Genomic DNA, 15,919 nt, shown 5'->3' on the forward strand with positions numbered 1-15,919 from the left:
GCAGCTGCACGCTGCAAGCTGCAAGCTACAAGAAAAAGCCATCCCGCGCTCGTTGCTTCTGCTTTTGCTTTTACTTGCCGCTTGCCGCTTGCCGCTTGCCGCTCAACTCTGCTGCAAGTGGCCGTAGAGTTTGGCATACAACCCACCTTCTGCGATCAACTGCTGGTGGTCGCCGTCTTCAGCGACGCGCCCGCCATCGAACACCAGCACACGGTCGGCCTGTTTTACGGCAGACAAGCGGTGGGCGATGATCAAGGTGGTGCGGCCACTGAGAAACTTCGCCAGCGCCAGATGCAGGTTGTATTCGGTAGCGGCGTCCAGGGCCGAGGTGGCCTCATCGAGGATCACCACCTTCGGCTCGGCCAAGACCATGCGCGCGATGGCCAGGCGCTGGCGCTGGCCGCCGGACAGGCGCACGCCTGAGCGCCCTACCACGCTGTCCAGGCCCTGCGGCAACGCGGCGATGGTGGCGTCCAGCTGGGCAATGCGCAGGGCCTGCCAGCATGCCTCATCGCTGCAATCGCGGCCCATGGTCAGGTTGGCGCGCACGCTGTCGTTGAACAGCGACGGGTGCTGCAGCACCACTGCCACGTTTTCGCGCAGGGTTTCCAGGCCGATTTCCTGCAGGCTGGCACCGCCGAAGCGGATGGTGCCAGCCTGGGCGCTGTACAGGCCCAGCAACAACTGCACCAGGGTGCTCTTGCCACCGCCGCTGGCACCGACGATCGCGACCTTTTCACCCGCGGCAATGCTCAGGTTCAACTGATCCAGCACCGGTTCGTCGGCATAGGCAAAACTCACATCGCGCACGTCGATGCCCACCGTTTCACGACCGCCGAACGGGTCGCTGGCAGCCGCATACTGGGGCTCGTCGGCGCGTGCGAGCAATTCGTTGAGCCGGCTCAGGGCCCCGCCCGCAGCGTAGTAGGCGTATTGCAGATTGAGCAGCTGCTCGACTGGCCCGATCATGAACCACAGGTAGCTGAATACCGCCAGCATCTGGCCGATCGACAGGTCCGAGAACAGCACCGTGAGCATCGCCGCGGCGCGGAAGATATCGATACCGAACTGGAACAACAGCCCGCTGGCGCGTCCGCTGGCGTCGCTTTTCCACTGCGATTCCACGGCGTAGTCGCGCACTTCGCGGGCGCGCAGGCCCAACCGCCCAAGGAAGTAGCCCTGGCGGTTGCCGGCGCGGATTTCCTGAATGGCGTCGAGGGTTTCGGTCAAGGCCTGAGTGAAGCGCGAGGTGCTGTCGTTCTCCAGCTTCTTCAGGTGCTTGACGCGCTTGCCCAACTGCACGGTGAAGTAGATCACCAGCGGGTTGAACAGCAAGATCAGCAGCGCCAGTTTCCAGTGCATGAAGATCAGGATCGTGGCGGTACCGGTGAGCGTCAGCATGGCCACCAGGAACCGGCTGAGGGTTTCACCGACGAATTTGTCGAGGGTATCCAGGTCGGTAACCAGGTGCGTGGTCACCGTGCCGCTGCCCAGGCTTTCATATTCCTTGAGCGAGATGCGCTTGAGGCGCTCGATCAAGCGCACGCGCAGGCGGTAGACGATGTCTTTGGCAAGGCCGGCGAACAGCTTGGCCTGCACCACGTTGAAGGCCAGCGCCGCCACGCGCAGGCACAGGGTCAGCGCCAGCATCAGGCCAATGTAGCCGGCCGCGACCTGCCAAGCGCTGGGCAACACTTGGTTCATCCACTTCAACGCGCTATCGCCATGGCCGAGCAGCACTTCATCGACCAACAGTGGCAGCAGCAACGGGATCGGCACGCTGCAGCAGGCGGCCAGCACTGCAACCAGGTTGGCGGTCCAGAGGTGTTTCTTGTGGTGCAACGCCAGGCGGCGAATCTCCGCCCAGCTCAAGCGCTCGGCCACGCCCGCGGGTTTCCCTGGTACAGGGTCGGGCGACCCTGGCAGGTCAAGCACAGACGGCCTGCTGCAGCCAGCGGCCCAACAGGGGTTGCAGGTTGCCCAGTGGCTGATAGCCATTGGTCAAGAGTGCCAGCTGGCCGTTACGCTCAGCCAGCAGGGTTGGAAAACCGGCAATGCCCAGGCCTTGCACCCAGGAAAAATCCGCCGCCGTCGCGGCGCGGGCATCATGGCTGGCAAATTGCTGGGCGAAACGCTCGCGCTCGAAGCCGGCCTGCTCGGCAAGCTCGACCAGTTGCGGCGCGCGGGTCACATCGACGCCCTGCTCATAGAAGGCGCGTTGAATCAGCTCGAGCAACGGCCAGACCCGTTCGGCGTCTAGCCCACGGGCGGCCACCAGCGCGCGACAGGCGGGTTCGGTGTCGTAGACGAAACCGTCGGGCATGGCGCCGTCGAACCGAAAAGACTGACCGCTGGCCTCTGCGACCGCCTGCCAATGCTCGAGGATGTACTTGCGGGTCGCAGCATCGAGCGCCGTGGCGCCGCTACGCAAGCCACCCGCTACCAGATGCGTGGCGATACCCGCCTGCGCGGCCTGCTCGATGAGTGCCGAGGCCACCGGAGCGAAACCCCAGCACCACGAGCACATCGGGTCCATTACATACAGCAGGCGGGCAGTCATCGGCTCAAGCCTCGGCTTTGTAGTTGTAACCGATCGGGTGTGGCAGGTTGCGGGCTTTGGCCAACTCGATCTGCTTCTGCCGGTCGATGGCGCTACGCCGGGTCTTTTCACTGAGGCTGTCCCAGCAATGTGGGCAGCTCACACCTGGCGAGTAGTGCTCGGACGCGCGGTCTTGCGCATCGACCGGATGACGGCAGGCATGGCACTGATCGTACTCGCCCTCGCTCAGGTCGTGGCGCACCGTGACGCGGTTGTCGAAGACGAAGCAGTCGCCATCCCACAGGCTTTGTTCCTGGGGCACTTCCTCGAAGTACTTGAGGATGCCGCCTTTAAGATGATAGACCGCCTCGAAGCCTTCACCGAGCATGTAGCTCGAAGCTTTTTCGCAGCGGATGCCGCCGGTGCAGAACATCGCCACTTTCTTGTGCTTGCTCGGGTCGAAGTTGGCCTTGATGTACTCGGGAAACTCGCGGAACGACTCGGTCTTAGGGTCGATGGCGCCCTTGAAGGTGCCGATGGCCACTTCGTAGTCGTTGCGGGTGTCGATCAGCAGCACCTCGGGGTCGCTGATCAGGGCGTTCCAGTCCTTGGGCTCGACATAGGTGCCGACCGCCTGGTTCGGGTCGACGCCTGGCACGCCCAGCGTGACGATCTCTTTCTTGAGCTTGACCTTGGTGCGGTAGAACGGCTGCTCGTCGCAGTAGGACTCCTTGTGGTCGATATCGACCAGGCGCGGGTCGTTACGCAGCCACGCGAGCAGGCCGTCGATGCCTTCGCGGCTGGCCGAGACGGTGCCATTGATGCCTTCGTTGGCCAGCAGCAAGGTGCCTTTGACGCCGTTGTCGAGCATGGCTTGGAGCAGCGGCTCGCGCAGCTCGACGTAGTCTTCGAGGGTGACGAACTTGTACAGCGCCGCCACGACGATAGCTTGGGACATTTGAATCGGTTCTCCAGGTGGTCACCCTCGTAAGGGGTGGACCGGGCATGACTTGATAAGCATGGAGGCGCACTGCGCCCCAATCGTGACCCAAGGCCGCTCCCACAGAGAAGGCGCCGCGGTTACCGGCGGTGCCTAGTCTAAGTAAGAGCGGCCTTGGATCGCGAAAGGGCCGCAAAGCGGCCCCCGGATTTCGCAGGATTGTACCAGAACGACAGAGAGGATTCAGTGCCCGCCGCCAGCGCACACCGGCGATGCCGGCGCCACGCCGACCTTGGCCCACTCTTCGGCGGTGTAGGTATGAATGGCCAGGGCGTGGATCTCGCCCATCAGCTCAGCCATGGTGGCGTACACCCTCTGATGGCGCTTGACGCTGTTGAGCCCGGCGAACTGATCGCTGACGATCACCGCCTTGTAGTGGGTCTCCTGGCCACGGCTGTGCATGTGGCTTTCGTTGAGCACTTCAAGGTGCTGCGGCGCCAATGCGCTCAGCTGCTGCTCGATGCGTTGCTGCATGCTCATTGGCTCAACTCACTTCTTGGCTGGGGCGGCGGCCTTGCCAGCGTTGGGGTCGAGCTCCTTGGTCATGTCTTCGAGCAGCTTGTTGACCGTTGGCACCGCTGGCTCCAGGCTGGTCTGGGTCAGCTGGGCGGACTGCTGGGTAACCTTGGGCATCTCACGCAGGACTTTCTTGCCCAGCGGCGACTCATAGAACTTGACCAGGTCCTTGAGCTCTTGCTCGGTGAAGGTCTGGGTGTAGAGGTCGACCATTTTCGGCTTGAGCTTGTTCCAGCCGATGGCGTTGTCCAGCGCGGCGTTGGCCTTGGCCTGGTAGCTCTCGAGCACCGGCTGCTTGGAGGCCGGGGCCTTGGTCTGGGCAAAGCGCTGGGCGAACATCTGCTGGACCTGCATGTACACCGGGGTACCCAACTTGTCAGCGTTGGCCAGGCTCAGGAATTTCTCGGCGGCAGCATTGTGGCTGGCGGTGGCAGCGAGTACCTGGCCACTGGCACAGGCCAGGGCGACGGCAGCACAGAGGACACGGAGACGGGTCATTGCATTTCCTTCAGGAGGGGGAGGCGGTACCTCAGAGATGAGCATTCTGCTCCCGCACGGGCGCAGCGCTCAAGTGGCACGTCGAGGGAATGAACCGCTCGCACGCATGAGGGCCTAAACTGCTGATTCTGACTGACAATGGAGTGAACGCAGCATGAGCCGTATCGAGACAGACAGCCTGGGGCCGGTCGAAGTTCCTGATGACGCCTACTGGGGCGCGCAGACCCAGCGCTCGCTGATCAACTTTGCCATCGGCCAGGAACGCATGCCGCTGGCGGTGCTGCACGCCCTGGCCTTGATCAAGAAAGCCGCAGCGCGGGTCAACGACCGCAACGGCGATCTGCCCGCCGACATCGCCCGCCTGATCGAACAGGCCGCCAATGAAGTGCTCGACGGCGAGCATGACGATCAGTTCCCGCTGGTGGTCTGGCAGACCGGCAGCGGCACGCAGAGCAACATGAACGTCAACGAAGTCATCGCCGGGCGCGCCAACGAGCTGGCCGGCAATGGCCGCGGCGGCAAGGCGCCGGTACACCCCAACGATCACGTCAACCGCTCGCAGAGCTCGAACGACTGCTTCCCCACTGCCATGCACATCGCCGCCGCGCAGGCTGTGCACGAGCAGTTGCTGCCGGCAGTCGCCGAGCTGTCCGCGGGCTTTGCAGAGTTGGCGGCGCGCCACCCGAAACTGGTCAAGACGGGCCGCACGCACATGATGGACGCCACGCCGATCACCTTCGGCCAGGAAGTCTCCGCCTATGTTGCCCAGCTCGACTATGCCGAGCGGGCCATCCGCGCCAGCCTGCCAGCGGTATACGAGCTGGCCCAGGGTGGCACGGCCGTGGGTACCGGGCTCAACGCCCCGCACGGCTTCGCCGAGGCGGTGGCGGCGGAACTGGCGGCGCTTTCCGGGCTGCCATTCGTCACGGCACCGAACAAGTTCGCCGCCCTGGCCGGCCACGAAGCGCTGACCAGCCTTGCCGGCGCGCTGAAAACCCTGGCCGTGGCGCTGATGAAGATCGCCAACGACCTGCGCCTGCTCGGTTCCGGTCCGCGCGCTGGGCTGGCTGAGGTGCGCCTGCCGGCCAACGAGCCGGGCAGCTCGATCATGCCCGGCAAGGTCAACCCGACCCAGTGCGAAGCGCTGTCGATGCTGGCCTGCCAGGTGCTGGGCAACGATGCAGCGATCGGCTTCGCCGCCAGCCAGGGGCATCTGCAGCTCAATGTGTTCAAGCCGGTGATCATCCATAACGTGTTGCAGTCCATCACCCTGCTCGCTGACGGTTGCCGCAATTTCCAGCAGCACTGCGTGGCCGGCATCGAGCCGGATGCCGAGCAGATGGCGGCGCATCTGGAACGCGGCCTGATGCTGGTAACCGCGCTGAACCCGCACATCGGCTACGACAAGGCGGCGGAGATTGCCAAAAAGGCCTACGCCGAAGGCAAGACCTTGCGCGAGGCCGCGCTGGAGTTGAAGTACCTGACCAACGAGCAGTTCGATGAATGGGTCAGGCCTGAAAACATGCTGGCACCCGGCGGCAAAGGCTGACCCTGCCCAAAGCCCTGCGCAGTTGCTTCCACAAAGTTGGGATGTCCCTCGAAGGGTCGCTGTAGATCTGACGATGAGCAGGGCTAGGCCAGGCGCGCTCGCCTGGCCCTCCACCCGGCCACCAAGGACGGCCCCAAGGCCACCAGGGTCGAACCCGCCACCACGGTCACTGCGCCGATGTAACCCAAGGCGTTGATGTCTTCGGCATGCACATACTCCGGCCACACCAGGGCCGCCAGCGCTACCGCGACGAAGGTCACCAACGGGGTCAAGGCCAAGGTGGCGCTCACCCGCGAGGCTTCCCAGTGCGCCAGCGCTTCGGCGAAGGCGCCGTAGGCAACCAGGGTGTTCAGGCAGCACGCCAGCAGCAACCAGCCCTGCACAGGGGTGAGCTGCAGCGCCTCCAGGGGGTGTACCCATGGCGTCAGCAGCGCCGCGCAGCTGAGGTAGATCACCATCATCACCTGCTGCGAATTCCATACCGTCAGCAATTGCTTCTGGCTCAGGGCATAGAACACCCAGATGCTGGTGGCCAGCAAGATGGTCAACACGCCAGTGGTGTAGGTGCTCAGCGACGTCAGCAGCTCTTCGAGGCGCTGATTGAAGAACAGTGCGAATCCGCCAATCAATACCAGCAGCCCCAGCCCCTGCCCCAGGCTGAAGCGCTCCTTGAACACGAACACACTGGCCACCAGCAGCAATACCGGCCCTACCTGCACCACCAGCTGCGCGGTCCCCGGGCTGAGCAGGTTCAGACCGATCAGGTACAGCACGTAGTTGCCCATCAGCCCGCACACAGCCACCAGCACCAGGCCTTTACCCATGGCTGAAAGCCGGCGTGGCGACGGCAAGCGGCGCTGCGCCGCAAGCCAGGCGAACAAAAGCCCGCCTGACACCAGCAGGCGGTACCAGGTGACCGTCACCGGGTCGACCACTTGCAGCACCTGCTTGAGCTTGATCGGCAAGATGCCCCAGAGCAGCGCCGTCAGCAGCGCCAGAAACAGGCCGTAGACCCAGCGGCCAGATGTCGTATGCATACCGTTCCCGTTCGATCCCAGGGTGGGGGTGCATGCAGTCTACGGGTTTGTCGGGCGCCGCGTGGCGAGAAAAGAATTCATCACCTCATTCGATTACGGCATGGCTGGGGCGCTCGGCGGTGCTGCCGGCCTGCGCCGCCGCGCTATTTCTTGTGCTTGGCGAACGCGGCTTCAAGCGCCTCGTTGAGGGTGCGCAGCACTTTCACCCGCGCCCAGCGCTTGTCGTTGGCCTCTACCAGCGTCCATGGGGCGATCTCGGTGCTGGTACGGTCGACCATGTCGCCCACCGCCTGCACGTAGTCATCCCACTTGTCACGGTTGCGCCAGTCATCTTCGGTGATCTTGTAGCGCTTGAACGGGGTCTGCTCGCGCTCCTCGAAGCGCTCCAGCTGGGTTTGCTGATCGATGGCCAGCCAGAATTTCACCACCACCACGCCGGCGTTGCTCAATTGCTCTTCGAAGTCATTGATTTCACCGTAGGCGCGCAACCAGTCGGCCGGGCTGCAGAAGCCTTCGACCCGCTCGACCAGCACCCGTCCGTACCATGAACGGTCGAAGATGGTGAACTTGCCGCGTGCCGGAATGTGCCGCCAGAACCGCCACAGGTAGGGCTGCGCGCGCTCCTCTTCGGTGGGCGCAGCAATCGGCACGATGCGGTACTGGCGCGGGTCCAGGGCTGCCGCCACGCGGCGGATTGCCCCGCCCTTGCCCGCCGCGTCGTTGCCTTCGAACACCGCCACCAGGGCGTGCCGACGCATGCGTTTGTCACGCAGCAGGCCGGCCAGGCGCGCCTGCTCGAGCACCAGCTGCTCCTGATAGTCGTGCTTGTCCAGGCGCACGCTCAGGTCCAGCGCGCCGAGCAGGCTGCGCTGGTCGATGGCCCGGCCCAGCGGCGCGACGTTGCCTTTGTGCTTGCCCTTGGGGTTGTTGGCCAGCGCCGCCTGCAAGCTTTCGAGCAGAATGCGCCCAACCGCCAGGCTGCGGTAATACGGGTCGACGCCTTCAACGATATGCCACGGCGCATAATCGCGACTGGTGCGGCGTAACACCCGCTCGCCGAAGCGTACGAACCGGTCGTAGGTGTGCGACTGTTGCCAGTCCAGCGGGCTGATCTTCCAGCTGTGCAGCGGATCGTCCTTGAGCGACTTCAGGCGCGCTTTCATCTGCTTCTTGGACAGGTGGAACCAGAACTTGATGATCAGCGCGCCTTCGTCGCAGAGCATCTGTTCCAGGCGCTCGGCACCGTTGATGGCCTGGTCGAGCACAGCATCCTTGAACACCCCATGCACCCGCCCCTGCAACATCTGGCTGTACCAGTTGCCGAAAAACACGCCCATCCGCCCTTTCGGCGGCAGCGCCCGCCAGTAGCGCCAGGCCGGCGGTCGGGCCAGCTCCTCATCGGTCTGCTGGTCGAAGGTGAGCACGTCGATCATGCGCGGGTCCATCCACTCGTTGAGCAACTTGACCGTCTCGCCCTTGCCAGCGCCCTCGACGCCGTTGATCAGCACGATCACCGGGAAGCGCGCCTGCTGCTTGAGTTCGTACTGCGCCTCGAGCAACGCCTGGCGCAGCGCCGGCACCTCGGCGTCGTAAGTGTCCTTGTCGATGCTGTGACCGATTTGCGCGGATTCGAACATGCATGGGCTCCTGTGATGGATAAGCAAGACTAGCGGATTTGCGCTGTGCCGGTATTGACCGCAGCGCTGCCAGTTCGGCCTGCGCAAAACCTGCAGATGGCATAAAATCGGCCATCCGCTGCAACCGAGCCAATCATGTCCACCCTCCTCCAGCACGCCCAGATCGACTGGGACGACCAGGGCCGCCCGCACTCGCGCCAGTACGACGACGTCTATTTTTCGCGTGACGAAGGTACCGCGGAAACCCGCTATGTGTTCCTTGAGCAGACCCGCCTGCGCCAGCGTTTCACCGAACTGGCGCCGCACGCCTGCCTGGTGATCGGCGAAACCGGTTTCGGCACCGGCATGAACTTCTTCTGCGCCTGGCAGCTGTTCGCCGAACTGGCCGCGCCCCAGGCGCGCCTGCATTTCATCAGCGTCGAAAAGTACCCACTGAGCCGCGACGACATGGCCCGCGCGGTGTGTCTGTGGCCGGAGCTGGCAGCGTTCACCGAGCCGTTCCTGCGGCAGTACGTGGCGCTGCACCCAGGTTTTCAGCAATTCACCTTCGACAACGGTCGCGTGACCCTGACCCTGCTGGTTGGCGACGTCCTGCAACAGTTGCCGCAACTCGATGCTGCTGTCGACGTGTGGTTCCTGGATGGTTTCGCCCCGGCCAAGAACCCCGACATGTGGACCCCGGAGCTGTTCGCGCAACTGGCCCGGCTGGCCCACGACGGCACTACGTTGGGTACCTTCACCACCACCGGCTGGGTTCGCCGGGGCCTGATCGAGGCCGGTTTCCGGATGAAGAAGATCCCCGGCATCGGCAAGAAATGGGAGGTGATGAGCGGCGAATACACAGGTCCCCTGGCGCATGGCCAGGCGGCGCCGTGGTATGCCCGCCCGACGCCGCTCGCAGGCCCTCGTCAGGCCCTGGTGATCGGCGCCGGTCTGGCTGGCAGCGCCACGGCTGCCAGCCTGGCGGCACGCGGCTGGCAGGTCACGGTGCTGGAGCGCCATGCCCAGGCGGCGCAGGAAGCGTCGGGCAACCCCCAGGGCGTGCTGTACCTGAAGCTGTCCGCCCATGGCACCGCGCTGTCGCAGATGATCCTCTCCGGCTTCGGCTACACCCGCCGCCAACTCGAACGCCTGCAGCGCGGCCGCGACTGGGAAGCGTGCGGCGTGTTGCAACTGGCCTTCGATGACAAGGAGCGAGGGCGCCAGGGCAAGCTGGCAGCGGCCTTCGACGACAGCCTGCTGCGCGTTGTGTCTCAGCCTGAGGCCCAGGCGCTTGCCGGGGTAGCACTGGCGGCAGGCGGCCTGTTTTACCCTGAAGGCGGCTGGGTGCATCCGCCGGCGCTGTGCCGGGCGCAACTGGGGCAGCCGAACATCGACCTGCAACTGCACGTCGAGGCCATCGAACTGCGCAAGGCCGATGGATTATGGCAGGCCTGGGCAGGCACACGGTTGCTCGCCTGTGCGCCGCTGGTGGTGCTGGCCGGCGCTGCCGACGTGCGCCGCTTCGCGCCCTGTGCGCAGCTGCCGCTCAAACGCATTCGCGGGCAGATCACCCGCCTGCCGGCAACCGCAGCCAGCCGCGCGCTGCGCACGGTGGTATGCGCCGAGGGCTATGTCGCGCCGCCTCGCGACGATGAGCATACCTTGGGTGCCAGCTTCGACTTTCACAGCGACGACCTGACCCCAACAGTGGCCGAGCATCAGGGCAACCTGGCGCTGCTCGATGAAATCTCCGCCGACCTGGCAGCTCGCCTGGCAGTCGAAGCACTGGACCCAGCGCAGTTGCACGGGCGCGCCGCGTTTCGCTGTACCAGCCCGGATTATCTACCGATCGTCGGGCCGTTGGCCGACCCCGTCCGGTTCACCGACGCGTATGCGCGGCTCGGCAAGGACGCACGGCAGGTACCGGACGTCGCCTGCCCATGGCTCGACGGCTTGTATGTGAACACCGGTCACGGCTCGCGCGGTTTGATCACCGCGCCCCTGAGCGGCGAATTGATCGCGGCGTGGGCCAGCGGCGAACCGTTACCGTTGCCGCGGGCAGTGGCCGAAGCCTGCCATCCGAACCGCTTCATGTTGCGCCAGTTGATCCGTGGCAAATCCTGAACGCATGCCCATGTGCCACGCTGCAAGGCGCGCAGGTAAGCGGAACCTGACCGCGCCGTTATAACAGATTGATCTAAAACTCCGCTATTGCACGCAGGTCAGTTCCTTACAGGGTGCCCTAATCCGGGGCACTCATTCCCCAACGGAACAACCGGTAAGGACCTATGTGCGGATTAGCTGGAGAGTTGCGTTTCACCCCCATCGATCAAGCGCCCCGCCCCGCCGACCTGGCTGCGGTAGAGCGCATCACCCATCACTTGGCGCCGCGTGGGCCGGATGCGTGGGGCTTCCATAGCCACGGCCCGATCGCCCTCGGCCACCGCCGCCTGAAGATCATGGACCTGTCGGACGGCTCAGCGCAGCCGATGGCCGATAACACCCTGGGCCTATCGCTGGCTTTCAACGGCGCCATCTACAACTTCCCTGAATTGCGCAAGGAATTGCAGGACCTGGGCTACAGCTTCTGGTCCGATGGCGACACCGAAGTACTGCTCAAGGGTTATCACGCCTGGGGCGCAGCGATGCTGCCCAAGCTCAACGGCATGTTCGCCCTGGCCATCTGGGAGCGCGACAACCAACGCCTGTTCCTGGCCCGCGACCGCCTCGGTGTCAAGCCGCTGTACCTGTCGCGCAACGGCGAGCGCCTGCGCTTCGCCTCGACCTTGCCAGCGCTGCTCAAGGGCGGCGATATCGACCCGGTCATCGACCCGGTGGCGCTCAACCATTACCTCAACTTCCACGCCGTGGTGCCTGCGCCACGTACGCTGCTGGCAAATGTGCAGAAGCTCGAGCCTGGCACCTGGATGCGCGTCGATCGCCACGGCGAAGTCGAGCGCCAGACCTGGTGGCAATTGCAGTACGGCCCCAACGCGGACGAGCGTGAGCTTGACCTCGAAGACTGGACGACCCGCGTGCTGGACGCGACCCGCGACGCCGTGGCCATCCGTCAACGCGCTGCGGTCGATGTCGGCGTACTGCTATCGGGTGGCGTCGACTCCAGCCTGTTGGTGGGCCTGCTGCGCGAAGTCGGCGTGGATGACCTGTCGACCTTCTCCATCGGCTTCGAAGACGCTGGCGGCGAGCGTGGCGATGAGTTCCAGTACTCCGACCTGATCGCCAAGCACTACGGCACGCGCCATCACCAACTGCGCATTGCCGAGCACGAGATCATCGACCAGCTGCCGGCGGCGTTCCGCGCCATGAGCGAGCCGATGGTCAGCCACGACTGCATCGCCTTCTACCTGCTGTCGCGGGAAGTGGCCAAGCACTGCAAAGGCGTGCAGAGCGGCCAGGGTGCCGACGAGCTGTTCGCCGGTTACCACTGGTACCCGAAAGTCGACGGCGCCAGCGATCCCTTTGCGGCTTACCGCGAGGCGTTCTTCGACCGCAGCCATGACGAGTATCGCGACACGGTACAGGCGCCGTGGCAGCTGGATAACGACGCTGCGGGCGATTTCGTGCGCGAGCATTTCGCCCGCCCTGGTGCGCCGGATGCGGTGGACAAGGCACTGCGCCTGGACAGCACGGTGATGCTGGTGGATGACCCGGTCAAGCGCGTCGACAACATGACCATGGCCTGGGGCCTGGAGGCGCGTACCCCGTTCCTGGACTATCGCCTGGCCGAGTTGTCGGCGCGAATCCCGGCACGCTTCAAGCTGCCGGACGGCGGCAAGCATGTGCTCAAGCAGGCCGCACGGCGGGTCATTCCCCACGAGGTGATCGACCGCAAGAAGGGTTACTTCCCGGTTCCAGGTCTCAAGCACCTGGAGGGCGCCACCCTTGGCTGGGTCCGCGACCTGCTGACCGACCCGAGCCAGGACCGTGGATTGTTCAACCCGGCAACGATCGACCGACTGCTGAGCAACCCGCATGGTCAGTTGACCCCACTGCGCGGCTCCAAGCTGTGGCAACTGGCGGCTCTGAACCTGTGGCTCAGCGAACAAGGACTTTGACCGATGAAACCCCATGAAATTGCCTACGGCCAGCGCTTGTTGCGCGGCCAGGCGCCGTCCTATGAGCGCCTGCAGGCGCGCCTGGCCGGCGATGGCAGCGAGCCCCACGATCAACCGCGGGCCTTGCACTGTGGTTGGGGGCGCCTGCTGATCGGCCATACCTACCCAGACCCAGCCAGCCTGGCCGCGGCGTTGCAGGAAGAACGCCCTGGCGAGCGCGATATCGCGCTGTATGTCGCGGCGCCGCAGCAGCTGCTGGCCCAGGCGCCGCAGCAGCTGTTTCTCGACCCCTCCGACACCCTGCGCCTGTGGTTCACCGACTACCGCCCGGCACAGCGCGTGTTCCGCGGCTTTCGCGTACGCCGCGCACAGAGTGCCGGCGACTGGCAGGCGATCAACACCCTGTACCAGGCGCGCGGCATGCTGCCCGTCGACCCTGAACTGGTCACCCCGCGCCACTTGGGCGGCCCAGTGTTCTGGCTCGCCGAGGATGAAGACAGCGGCGCGGTGATCGGCAGTGTCATGGGCCTGAACCATTGCAAGGCCTTCGACGATCCCGAGCACGGCAGCAGCCTCTGGTGCCTGGCGGTGGATCCGCAGTGCACCCGCCCTGGGGTGGGCGAGGTACTGGTGCGCCACTTGATCGAACACTTCATGAGCCGTGGCCTGGCCTACCTGGACCTGTCGGTGCTGCACGATAACCGCCAGGCCAAGCGGCTGTACGAGAAGCTCGGATTTCGCAACCTGCCGACCTTCGCGGTCAAGCGCAAGAACGGCATCAACCAGCAGCTGTTCCTCGGCCCAGGCCCGGAGGCAAGCCTCAACCCCTACGCGCGCATCATCGTCGACGAAGCCTTGCGGCGCGGTATCGAGGTGCACGTGGACGACGCGGCGGCTGGCTTGTTCACCCTGAGTCTGGGCGGTCGGCGGATCCGCTGCCGTGAGTCGCTGAGCGACCTGACCACCGCTGTGACCATGACCCTGTGTCAGGACAAACGCCTGACCCAGCAGGCTCTACAGCAAGCTGGGCTGCAAGTGCCTGCCCAGCAACTGGCCGGCAATGCCGATGACAACCTGGCCTTTCTCGACGAGCACGGCGCCATCGTGGTCAAGCCGGTGGACGGCGAACAGGGTCAAGGCGTGGCGGTCAACCTGACGAGCATCGAAGACGTCACCCAGGCCGTGGAAAACGCCCGCCGCTTCGACAGTCGGGTGCTGCTGGAAAGCTTCCATGCCGGGCACGACCTGCGCATCGTGGTCATCGGCTACGAAGTGGTGGCAGCCGCCATTCGTCATCCGGCGCAGGTGGTCGGTGACGGCAAGCACACCATCTTGCAACTGATCGAAGCGCAGAGTCGCCGTCGCCAGGCGGCCACCGGCGGAGAAAGCCGCATCCCGATGGATGATGAAACCGAACGCACGCTGCAGGCCGCTGGGCTGAACTACGACGATGTGCTGGAGCCGGGTCGACGATTGGCGGTGCGGCGTACTGCCAACCTGCATACCGGCGGCACGCTGGAGGATGTCACCGAACGTCTGCATCCCGTGCTGGCTGACGCGGCGGTGCGGGCAGCTCGCGCCCTGGAGATTCCGGTGGTCGGCCTGGATTTCATGGTGCGCGATGCCGAGCAGCCTGACTACGTGATCATCGAAGCCAACGAGCGCGCCGGGCTTGCCAACCATGAGCCGCAGCCGACGGCCGAACGCTTCGTCGACCTGCTGTTTCCGCACAGCCAGGCATTGGCGTAGATCCCTGACGGCCTTCACACCCCGCGCGCCAGCGACGCTGTGGGCGCGCGGCGTGTGCCGTAGCTGTAGAAGTCACTGCGCAATACCCTAAGGAGTACCCATGTCCGAACAACTTCCAGAACCCGATCTCGAGTACCTCAAGCGCGTCCTGCTGGAAATGCTCGCCATCCCAAGCCCGACCGGCTTCACTGACACCATCGTGCGTTATGTGGCCGAGCGCCTGGATGAACTGGGCATTCCCTTCGAACTGACCCGCCGTGGCACCATTCGCGCCACCCTCAAGGGCCGCCAGAGCTCGCCCGACCGCGCAGTCTCGGCGCACCTGGACACCATCGGCGCCAGTGTCCGCCAAGTGCAGGACAACGGGCGTCTGGCGTTGGCCCCGGTCGGCTGCTGGTCGAGCCGCTTCGCCGAGGGTAGCCGGGTCAGCGTATTCACCGACACCGGTGTGTTTCGCGGCAGCGTGCTGCCGTTGATGGCCAGCGGTCATGCATTCAACACCGCAATCGACCAGATGCCGATCAGCTGGGAGCATGTCGAGGTGCGCCTGGATGCCTACTGCGCGACCCGCGCCGATTGCGAAGCCCTGGGCATCGGCATCGGCGACTTCGTGGCCTTCGACCCGCTGCCTGAATTCACCGAAAGCGGCCATATCAGCGCCCGCCACCTGGATGACAAGGCGGGCGTGGCGGCGCTGCTGGCAGCGCTCAAGGTCGTGGTGGAAAGCGGGCGTCAGCCGCTGATCGACTGCCATCCGCTGTTCACTATCACCGAAGAAACCGGCTCCGGTGCCGCCGGTGCGCTGCCATGGGATGTCAGCGAGTTCGTCGGCATCGACATCGCCCCGGTCGCGCCGGGCCAAGCCTCCAGCGAGCATGCCGTGAGCGTGGCGATGCAGGATTCGTCCGGGCCTTACGACTATCACCTGTCGCGGCATTTGCTTAAGCTCGCCGGGGAGCAGGAGTTGCCAGTACGCCGCGACCTGTTCCGCTATTACTTCAGCGACGCCCACTCGGCAGTGACCGCAGGTCACGACATTCGTACCGCACTGGTGGCTTTCGGCTGCGATGCCACCCATGGCTACGAACGCACGCACATCGACAGCCTCGCTGCGCTCAGCCGCCTGCTTTCGGCCTACCTGTTGAGCCCGCCGGTATTTGCCAGCGATTCGCAACCGGCCAACGCCTCGCTCGAGCGCTTCAGCCACCAGCTTGAACACGATGCGCAAATGGAGAGCGAAACCCGGGTGCCAGCGGTGGACAGCCTGCTGGGAAACAAAAGCTGATGGCCGCGCAATGGCGTAGCATGGCGCTATCCACCCTGCCACTTGTGCCCG

The 15,919-nt window shown here is 64.8% G+C and carries 12 protein-coding genes; 5 read left to right on the forward strand and 7 right to left on the reverse strand.

All coding sequences use genetic code 11. From position 1 onward, the window contains the following. Positions 1–102 precede the first annotated feature (102 nt). The 5 genes from ACLEJW_RS17910 to ACLEJW_RS17930 all read right to left on the reverse strand — a co-directional run bounded on the left by ACLEJW_RS17910 (position 103) and on the right by ACLEJW_RS17930 (position 4,553). A complete protein-coding gene (locus tag ACLEJW_RS17910) occupies positions 103–1,935 on the reverse strand; it encodes an ABC transporter ATP-binding protein (protein WP_145192207.1) in 1,833 nt (610 codons plus the stop codon). Further along, positions 1,928–2,560 carry a DsbA family protein gene (locus ACLEJW_RS17915; RefSeq protein WP_313295991.1) on the reverse strand — a complete coding sequence of 211 codons (633 nt, stop codon included), beginning with the start codon at positions 2,558–2,560 and terminating at the stop codon, positions 1,928–1,930. The genes ACLEJW_RS17910 and ACLEJW_RS17915 overlap by 8 nt, the downstream gene beginning before the upstream one ends. Before the next feature lie 4 nt (positions 2,561–2,564). Continuing rightward, complete coding sequence (gene trhO / locus ACLEJW_RS17920; RefSeq protein ID WP_145192213.1) at positions 2,565–3,497, reverse strand: oxygen-dependent tRNA uridine(34) hydroxylase TrhO; 933 nt, start codon at positions 3,495–3,497, stop codon at positions 2,565–2,567. Positions 3,498–3,722: 225 nt separating this feature from the next. Further along, positions 3,723–4,019: a BolA family protein gene (locus ACLEJW_RS17925; protein WP_313295987.1), complete on the reverse strand. Its 297-nt coding sequence runs from the start codon at positions 4,017–4,019 to the stop codon at positions 3,723–3,725. A gap of 9 nt (positions 4,020–4,028) precedes the next feature. Next, positions 4,029–4,553, reverse strand: coding sequence for a DUF2059 domain-containing protein (locus ACLEJW_RS17930; RefSeq protein ID WP_145192219.1), 525 nt, complete (start codon positions 4,551–4,553; stop codon positions 4,029–4,031). Positions 4,554–4,707: 154 nt separating this feature from the next. On the opposite strand from ACLEJW_RS17930, the gene ACLEJW_RS17935 reads away from it, so the two are divergent. Continuing rightward, positions 4,708–6,102: a class II fumarate hydratase gene (locus ACLEJW_RS17935; protein WP_313295984.1), complete on the forward strand. Its 1,395-nt coding sequence runs from the start codon at positions 4,708–4,710 to the stop codon at positions 6,100–6,102. Positions 6,103–6,185: 83 nt separating this feature from the next. On the opposite strand, the gene ACLEJW_RS17940 is transcribed toward ACLEJW_RS17935, so the two are convergent. Beyond that, positions 6,186–7,139 (reverse strand): DMT family transporter, encoded by a 954-nt coding sequence (locus ACLEJW_RS17940; RefSeq protein WP_313295982.1) that lies wholly within the window; start codon positions 7,137–7,139, stop codon positions 6,186–6,188. Between the two features lie 143 nt (positions 7,140–7,282). Further along, positions 7,283–8,776: a polyphosphate:AMP phosphotransferase gene (gene pap, locus ACLEJW_RS17945; RefSeq protein WP_145192228.1), complete on the reverse strand. Its 1,494-nt coding sequence runs from the start codon at positions 8,774–8,776 to the stop codon at positions 7,283–7,285. 135 nt (positions 8,777–8,911) lie between these two features. Between pap and mnmC the strand changes: the two genes are divergently transcribed. The 4 genes from mnmC to ACLEJW_RS17965 all read left to right on the forward strand — a co-directional run bounded on the left by mnmC (position 8,912) and on the right by ACLEJW_RS17965 (position 15,868). Next, positions 8,912–10,882, forward strand: coding sequence for a bifunctional tRNA (5-methylaminomethyl-2-thiouridine)(34)-methyltransferase MnmD/FAD-dependent 5-carboxymethylaminomethyl-2-thiouridine(34) oxidoreductase MnmC (mnmC, locus tag ACLEJW_RS17950; RefSeq protein ID WP_440777982.1), 1,971 nt, complete (start codon positions 8,912–8,914; stop codon positions 10,880–10,882). Positions 10,883–11,046: 164 nt separating this feature from the next. After that, positions 11,047–12,834: an N-acetylglutaminylglutamine amidotransferase gene (locus ACLEJW_RS17955; RefSeq protein WP_145192234.1), complete on the forward strand. Its 1,788-nt coding sequence runs from the start codon at positions 11,047–11,049 to the stop codon at positions 12,832–12,834. A 3-nt stretch (positions 12,835–12,837) separates the two neighbouring features. Continuing rightward, on the forward strand, positions 12,838–14,583 hold the full coding sequence (ngg, locus tag ACLEJW_RS17960) for an N-acetylglutaminylglutamine synthetase (RefSeq protein ID WP_313458755.1): 1,746 nt from the start codon (positions 12,838–12,840) through the stop codon (positions 14,581–14,583). Positions 14,584–14,683: 100 nt separating this feature from the next. Then, positions 14,684–15,868 (forward strand): osmoprotectant NAGGN system M42 family peptidase, encoded by a 1,185-nt coding sequence (locus tag ACLEJW_RS17965; RefSeq protein ID WP_440777983.1) that lies wholly within the window; start codon positions 14,684–14,686, stop codon positions 15,866–15,868. Positions 15,869–15,919 lie beyond the last annotated feature (51 nt).

Source organism: Pseudomonas sp. SMSB3 (assembly GCF_052041965.1).
In the GTDB taxonomy this organism is placed as follows: domain Bacteria; phylum Pseudomonadota; class Gammaproteobacteria; order Pseudomonadales; family Pseudomonadaceae; genus Aquipseudomonas.